We start from the raw sequence: 7469 nt of genomic DNA on the forward strand, positions 1-7469 counted from the left end.
GTCAAAAGTAATTAGTGTTTAGCAAAACTTTAACTTGAAAACATGTTAATAAGTGCTCAATTTTCTATTTTCTAAATTCTTACTTCTAAATTCAAATTGTATCTTTGTGACAAATTAGAAAAAAAATGTCAAAACCAGTTAGAGTACGATTTGCTCCAAGTCCCACAGGAGGATTGCATATTGGTGGTGTTAGAACCGCTTTATTTAATTATTTATTTGCCAAAAAAAATAACGGTACATTCTATTTAAGAGTAGAAGATACAGATCAAACAAGATTTGTTGAAGGTGCGGAGGATTATATTTTGGAAGCTTTAGAATGGTTAGGAATTTCTCCAGATGAAACCGTTGGAAAAAATGAAAAATTTGGACCTTATCGTCAAAGTGAACGAAAAGCAATTTACAAAGAATATGCTGATCAATTGATTGAAAACGGTTGGGCATATTATGCTTTTGACACGGCTGAATCATTGGATGCTCATAGAAAACAACACGAAGCTGAAGGAAGAATATTCATTTATAATTGGCATAATCGTGAAAAATTGGATACTTCATTAGTAATTTCTAAAGAAGAAACAGCTCAAAGAATTGCTAATGGTGATTCTTATGTGATTCGTTTTAAAACTCCTGTGAATGAAATTTTAGAATTGAAAGACATTATTCGTGGTGACATTAAGTTTGATACCAATTTATTGGATGATAAAGTTTTGTTCAAAAGTGATGGAATGCCAACGTATCATTTAGCGAACATTGTAGATGATCATTTAATGGAAACTTCTCATGTAATTCGTGGTGAAGAATGGTTACCAAGTTTGCCATTACACAGTTTATTATACAGAGCATTTGGATGGGAAGCTCCTGAATTTGCACACTTACCATTAATTTTAAAACCCGTTGGAAACGGAAAATTAAGCAAACGTGATGGTGACAAATTAGGATTTCCAGTATTTCCATTAGCTTGGAAAACTTCAGAAGGAACTTCAATGGGTTATAGAGAGCAAGGCTTTTTTCCAGAAGCAGTGCTTAACTTTTTGGCCTTATTAGGTTGGAATGATGAAACAGACAAAGAATTATTTTCATTGGAAGAATTAGTTGAAGCTTTTGATTTGAACAGAATTCACAAAGCAGGTGCGAAGTTTGATCCAGAGAAAAACAAATGGTTTAATCATCAGTATTTAATAGGCAAAAGTGATAAGGCATTAGCTATTAGTTTTTCAAAAGATTTAGAGGAACGAGGAATTGAAACATCTTTAGATTTGGAAAGAGTGGTTGCGTTAGTGAAAGAACGAGCTAATTTTGTGAATGAACTTTGGGATTTATCAGATTATTTCTTTGAAGCACCAACTTCTTATGATGAAAAAGCTGCTAAAAACTGGAAAGAAGAAACTCAAGAATTAATGCAAAAAGTAATTGTTGAGTTGAATAAAATTGAAGACTTTACTTCTCAAAACATTGAGACTTTATTAAAAGAATGGATGACAACCAACGAAATTGGAATGGGAAAAGTCATGCAACCTTTACGATTGAGTTTAATTGGAGCCTTAAAAGGACCACATTTGTTTGATATCATTGAAATGATTGGAAAAAAAGAAAGTATTAAACGTATTGAAAAAGCGATTCAAACATTATAAAAAAGTTAATCCCGAGAGTATCGGGATTTTTTTTTGTAACTTTTCACATCATTAAACGTATAATTAACATAACCATTAAAAAATCAAACTATGTTCGGACTTTACATTTTCCTATTTTTAGGATTAATCGTTTTATTTTCATCTTTTTTTACTGTTAAACAACAGACATCTGCAATTATTGAACGTTTTGGTAAATATGCAAGCACTCGTAGTTCTGGTTTGCAATTAAAAGTACCAATAATTGATAGAGTTGCAGGAAGAGTAAATCTTCGTATTCAACAATTAGATGTTATCATTGAAACTAAAACTAAGGATAACGTATTCGTAAAACTAAAAGTTTCGGTTCAATTCAAAGTATTACAAGAAAAAGTGTATGAAGCATTTTATAAATTAGAATATCCACACGACCAAATTACTTCTTATGTATTTGATGTAGTGCGTGCTGAAGTGCCTAAATTAATTTTAGATGACGTTTTTGAAAGAAAAGATGATGTTGCTATAGCGGTAAAACGTGAATTGAATGATGCCATGAGTACTTATGGATATGATATTATCAACACATTAATTACTGATATTGATCCAGATATTCAAGTTAAGAATGCGATGAACCGAATTAATGCTGCTGATCGTGAAAAGACTGCTGCTGAATATGAAGCTGAAGCAGGAAGAATTAGAATTGTAGCCAAAGCTAAAGCGGAAGCAGAAAGTAAAAGACTTCAAGGACAAGGTATTGCTGACCAACGTAGAGAGATTGCGCGTGGATTAGTAGAATCTGTAGATGTTTTAAATAGAGTGGGAATTAATTCGCAAGAAGCTTCTGCTTTGATTGTAGTTACACAACATTATGATACTTTACAAGCTATTGGTGCTGATACCAATAGTAATTTAATCTTATTACCAAATTCTCCACAAGCAGGAAGTGAAATGCTAAATAACATGGTTGCAAGTTTTACTGCAAGTAATCAAGTAGGTGAAGCTATGAAAAAAGCGAATTCTACTAAAAGAAAAAATCAAAAAGAAGATACTTCCGAAAATGAAGAATAGATTTTAAATTCCGATAAATCAGAACCAAATTCCAAAAAAGGCTGCTTTTGAAAAAAAGTGGTCTTTTTTTATTTTGAAAAAAGTAAATTTCTTTAAAATGATAAGAATTTAAGTTGAATTCAAAATTTGAGTGATTTTTAATGTGAAAATGTAAATAAAAAGCACTGTTAAAACATTTCTTCAACAACCATAAAAGTATATTAATAACTTTTTAAAATAGCTTAAAATCAAATTATGAAGGCCATTTTTTAAATATTTAAACTATTAAAGTTTAAAAAATAATAGATTTAAATTATTATTAATAAAAACTATTAAAGTATAAATTCAAAATAATAAAATCTTATAATTAAAAATTCCAAACTCAAGTTTCTGAAATAAATTCAGAATGACAAGAATTTGGAATTATTTATGGTATTGAAATTTTGAAAGATTCTGACCCGAACTTGCGAACAGACGAAGTAATCAAGTTCAGAATAACAGAAAAATAGTTTAAGGATGAAAAGATTTCCGTTTTCACGGAAATGTTACTGATTACTAATTTTTGCCCAAGTATCTCTTAATCCAACTGTTTTATTGAAAACTAATTTTTCAGCTGATGAATCTCTATCTACGCAGAAATATCCTAAGCGTTGAAATTGGTAATGTTCTAATTCTTTGGCATTTACTAAGGAAGGTTCTACAAATCCAGTAATTACCTCTAATGAATTTGGATTGATGAATTCTTTAAAATCAATTTCTTTGTTTCCATCAGGATTTTCATGAGTGAATAATCTATCATACACTCGTACTTCTGCTTCAACTGCATGTTTTGTAGAAACCCAATGAATGGTTCCTTTTACTTTTCTTTGACTTGCTTCTGAACCACTTCCAGATTTAGAATCTTCATCATATGTGCAATGAATTTCAGTAATATTTCCATCAGCATCTTTTATAACGGATTCACCTTTAATTATATAAGCATTTTTAAGTCGAACTTCTGTACCTAATGTTAAACGGAAAAATTTCTTGTGTGCTTCCTCTTGAAAATCTTCTCTTTCTATGTAAAGTTCTTTAGAAAAAGGCAATTGTCTGTAAGTTAAAACTTCTTCTTCTGGATTGTTTTCAGCTTCTAACCATTCTTCTTTTCCATCAGGATAATTGGTGATCACCAACTTCACTGGATTTAAAACAGCCATTACTCTTGGAGCAATTTTATTCAAGTCTTCACGAACGTAAAACTCTAATAATGAAACATCTATAAGATTATCACGTTTGGCAATTCCGATAGCATTAGCAAAATTTCTTATGGCTGTTGGTGTATAACCACGTCTTCTCATTCCAGAAATGGTTGACATTCTTGGATCATCCCAACTTTTTACATGACCTTCGCTTACTAATTGAGCCAATTTACGTTTACTAACAACTGTATGTGAAAGATTTCTTCTAGCAAATTCGCGTTGTTTTGGTCTTACTTTCGATGCATCATAAATCTGATTTAAAAACCAATCATATAATTCTCTGTGTGGTAAAAACTCTAAAGTACAAAACGAGTGAGAAATTTGTTCGATATAATCACTTTCTCCGTGAGCCCAATCATACATTGGATAAATACACCATTTGCTTCCTGTTCTGTGATGGTCTTTATGTAAAATTCTATAAATAATTGGATCACGCATCAACATATTTGTGGCGTTCATGCTTATTTTGGCACGTAAAACATGAGTTCCTTCAGGAAATTCACCGTTTTTCATACGTTCAAATAAGTCCAAATTTTCTTCAACTGAGCGATTTCTAAAAGGAGAATCTGTTCCAAATTGTGTTGGAGTTCCTTTTTGTTTGGCCATATCTTCAGAAGATTGACTGTCTACATAGGCTTTACCATTTTTAATCAATTCAATCGTCCAATCATATAACTGTTGAAAATAATCGGAAGCATAACACTCTTTATCCCATTGAAAACCCAGCCATTCTACATCATTTTTGATAGCATCCACAAATTCTTGTTCTTCTTTTGCTGGATTTGTATCGTCGAAACGAAGATTTACAGGAGCTTTATAATCTAATCCTAAACCAAAATTAAGACAAATAGAACTGGCATGACCAATATGTAAATATCCATTTGGTTCTGGTGGAAAACGAAAACGCAATTTATCATTAGATAAACCATTTTTTAGGTCTTCATTTATAATTTGTTCAATAAAATTGAGTGACTTTTGTTCTGTTGACATAGTTTTTGAATACTTTTGACAAAGATAAGTTATATTAATTGATTTGAAAATTTGAAAATTTGAAAATTTGAACGAAACTAAAAAATTATGGGAAAAATTATATTAAAAAACATTCGCACTTTTTCATTTCATGGTTGTTTGGTTGAAGAATCAAAAATTGGATCCGATTATAGAGTGGATTTAAAAATAAAAACAGATTTAGAAAAATCAGCGCAAACAGATGCCTTAAATGATACCGTTGATTATGTTCATTTAAATAAAATAGTAGTGGAAGAAATGGCAATTAGAGCCCAATTACTAGAACATGTTGCTAAACGAATTATTAATAGATCTTTTAAAGAGTTACTTACAATTACTGAAGTAAAAGTGAAAGTATCTAAACTAAATCCTCCTATTGGTGGTGATGTTGAAGCTGTTACAATAGAAATAAAAGAAAAAATAAAAATCTAATATTCTGTTATTTTAATTTATATTTTCGTTTTTGATACATAGTACTTGATGCTACTATATGTGCTAAAGCATCTTTTGCCAATTCTGTGTTTAACTTCACTGGAGTAAAAATAGAGTCTTTTTCTACTTTAAATTGAAGTGGTTCTGCATTTGGATTCATAATTATAACATCGTCTTCCACTTTAAATGCATACGTTTCATGAAATAACATGATGGTTCTTCCTTTGGTGTTTTTGGGTAATGTTAATAAATTTCTTCCTGGCATTGGAGAATTTGTTGTGATTCCAGACAAGGCTAATAAAGTTGTTGGTATATCAATTTGACTTGCTAAGTTGTCATAGGTAGTTCCTTTTTGAATATTTGGAGCAATAATTAAAGCCGGAATATGAAATTTATGAATTGGAACTAAACTTTTACCATAAGTTCTTGTATTATGATCAGCAATAACTATGAAAATAGTGTTGTTAAAGTATTTCTCCTTTTTTGCCAATTCAAAAAACTTTCCAATAGAAAAGTCAGCATATTTTATGGCGTTGTTAACGGTGTTTTTCTTATTATCATGTAATTTAATTCTTCCATCAGGAAATTCAAAAGGTTCATGGTTAGAGGTTGAAAACATTAGAGAAAAGAAAGGTTTATCACCAAGTGAAGAAAAATATTCATTTGCTTTTACTGCTAAATCTTCATCAGAATAACCCCAAACACCTTTAAAAGCATACTTTTTTCCATCAGCATCAAAATCAGTTTCGTCGATGATATTATTAAAGCCATTACCGTTAAAAAAAGAAGCCATATTATCAAAATTAGATAAACCGCCATAAATAAAACTGATATCATAATTCTGTTTACCGAAAGCATCAGCCAAAGTAAAAAATCCTTGTTGAGCGTTGCTTAATTTAACAACACTTTCAGAAGGATTAGGCAAAAATCCAGTTATAACCGATTCAATTCCTCTTACACTTCTTGTTCCTGAACTGTATAAATTGGTAAATAACAAACCTTCTTTGGATAATTTATCTAATTCTGGAGTTAACGGTAAACCTCCTAAGCAACCTACATATTCTGCACCTAAACTCTCTTGAAGAAAAACAACTACATTATATTTTGGGGAAGTTGAATCTGGTTGTTGTAGATGTAAAAAAGGTATTTCATCGTCAATAAAATCGGTAACATCCATGTATTTTTTGACTCTATTGTAAGCTTCAAATTCATCCATTTTACCATATTTATCTACTTTTCCTTCTCTCTGTAAAGAATAAGCTGCAAATGCAACAGTATATAAAGAATTTAAACCTAAAGAATTCGTCATCTGATCTGATGAAAATATAGCATTACTAGCGTTTACAGGTCTAATTGTTGTTAAACTTGATCTTGCACCCCAAAAAATGAAAAAAGCAACCAATGGAAAAATCAAAAGTTTTGTTTTGTAATTTGATGATACAGTACAAAATACTTTTTTACCAAATTTAAAAGCAAAATATAAAGCAACTACAACTAAAATAAAGGTAATGATCATTGAAGGTAAATAACTTTTTACCAAAGTTCCAAGTACCTCTTTAGGATAAATTAGATAATCTAAGAAGAGTCTATTGGGTCTTGTATCGTATTCATTTATAAAATTAAGTGTTGATAATTCCATAAAAAAGAACAAAAACAAGAACAAAATGAAGTAAATATTTAGAAAACCATTGAGTTTTTTTAAAAAAGTATCAGGTAAAAATGTAATTAAAAAAGCAGGTAAAACGGCTAAATAAGATAGCATAATGATATCGAAACGAAATCCGATTGTAAAAATTCTCCAATACTCATCAACTTCAACAACACGTTCTCTGAAAATTAAAAATAATACTATTCTACTTAAAGTTGTTATTATTAAACCAATACAATAAAAATTAAAAAGAGGTTTCAAATGTTTTAAAGCATTCATTATGTTCTATTTTAGTTATTTGATTACAAATGTAAAAGAATTATGAGTGGAAAAGATTTTAATAAAATTAAAATTTAATGAAATTACTTGCGATAGTGTAAAATATATGTAAATTTGCAATCGAATATATTTGGCGTCGTGGCCGAGCGGCTAGGCACCGGTCTGCAAAACCGTCTACTCCGGTTCGAATCCGGACGATGCCTCTAGACCTTC

5 protein-coding genes and 1 tRNA gene are annotated in these 7469 nt (G+C 30.3%); 4 read left to right on the forward strand and 2 right to left on the reverse strand.

What is annotated here, in order from left to right; genetic code table 11:
- Window positions 1–125 precede the first annotated feature (125 nt).
- Entirely contained in the window at window positions 126–1628 is a 1503-nt protein-coding gene (gltX, locus tag ACTF56_RS00300) for a glutamate--tRNA ligase (protein ID WP_438964905.1), read from the forward strand.
- Between the two features lie 90 nt (window positions 1629–1718).
- On the forward strand, window positions 1719–2672 hold the full coding sequence (locus ACTF56_RS00305; protein WP_438964906.1) for an SPFH domain-containing protein: 954 nt from the start codon (window positions 1719–1721) through the stop codon (window positions 2670–2672).
- Between the two features lie 524 nt (window positions 2673–3196).
- On the opposite strand, the gene ACTF56_RS00310 is transcribed toward ACTF56_RS00305, so the two are convergent.
- On the reverse strand, window positions 3197–4879 hold the full coding sequence (locus ACTF56_RS00310) for a glutamine--tRNA ligase/YqeY domain fusion protein (RefSeq protein WP_438964907.1): 1683 nt from the start codon (window positions 4877–4879) through the stop codon (window positions 3197–3199).
- 87 nt (window positions 4880–4966) lie between these two features.
- On the opposite strand from ACTF56_RS00310, the gene folB reads away from it, so the two are divergent.
- Window positions 4967–5329: a dihydroneopterin aldolase gene (gene folB / locus ACTF56_RS00315; RefSeq protein WP_438964908.1), complete on the forward strand. Its 363-nt coding sequence runs from the start codon at window positions 4967–4969 to the stop codon at window positions 5327–5329.
- Window positions 5330–5336: 7 nt separating this feature from the next.
- On the opposite strand, the gene ACTF56_RS00320 is transcribed toward folB, so the two are convergent.
- Window positions 5337–7256: an LTA synthase family protein gene (locus ACTF56_RS00320; RefSeq protein WP_438964909.1), complete on the reverse strand. Its 1920-nt coding sequence runs from the start codon at window positions 7254–7256 to the stop codon at window positions 5337–5339.
- Between the two features lie 132 nt (window positions 7257–7388).
- On the opposite strand from ACTF56_RS00320, the gene ACTF56_RS00325 reads away from it, so the two are divergent.
- A tRNA-Cys gene (locus ACTF56_RS00325) sits at window positions 7389–7459 on the forward strand.
- Window positions 7460–7469 lie beyond the last annotated feature (10 nt).

Source organism: Flavobacterium sp., from assembly GCF_965657075.1.
Taxonomy (GTDB): Bacteria; Bacteroidota; Bacteroidia; order Flavobacteriales; family Flavobacteriaceae; genus Flavobacterium.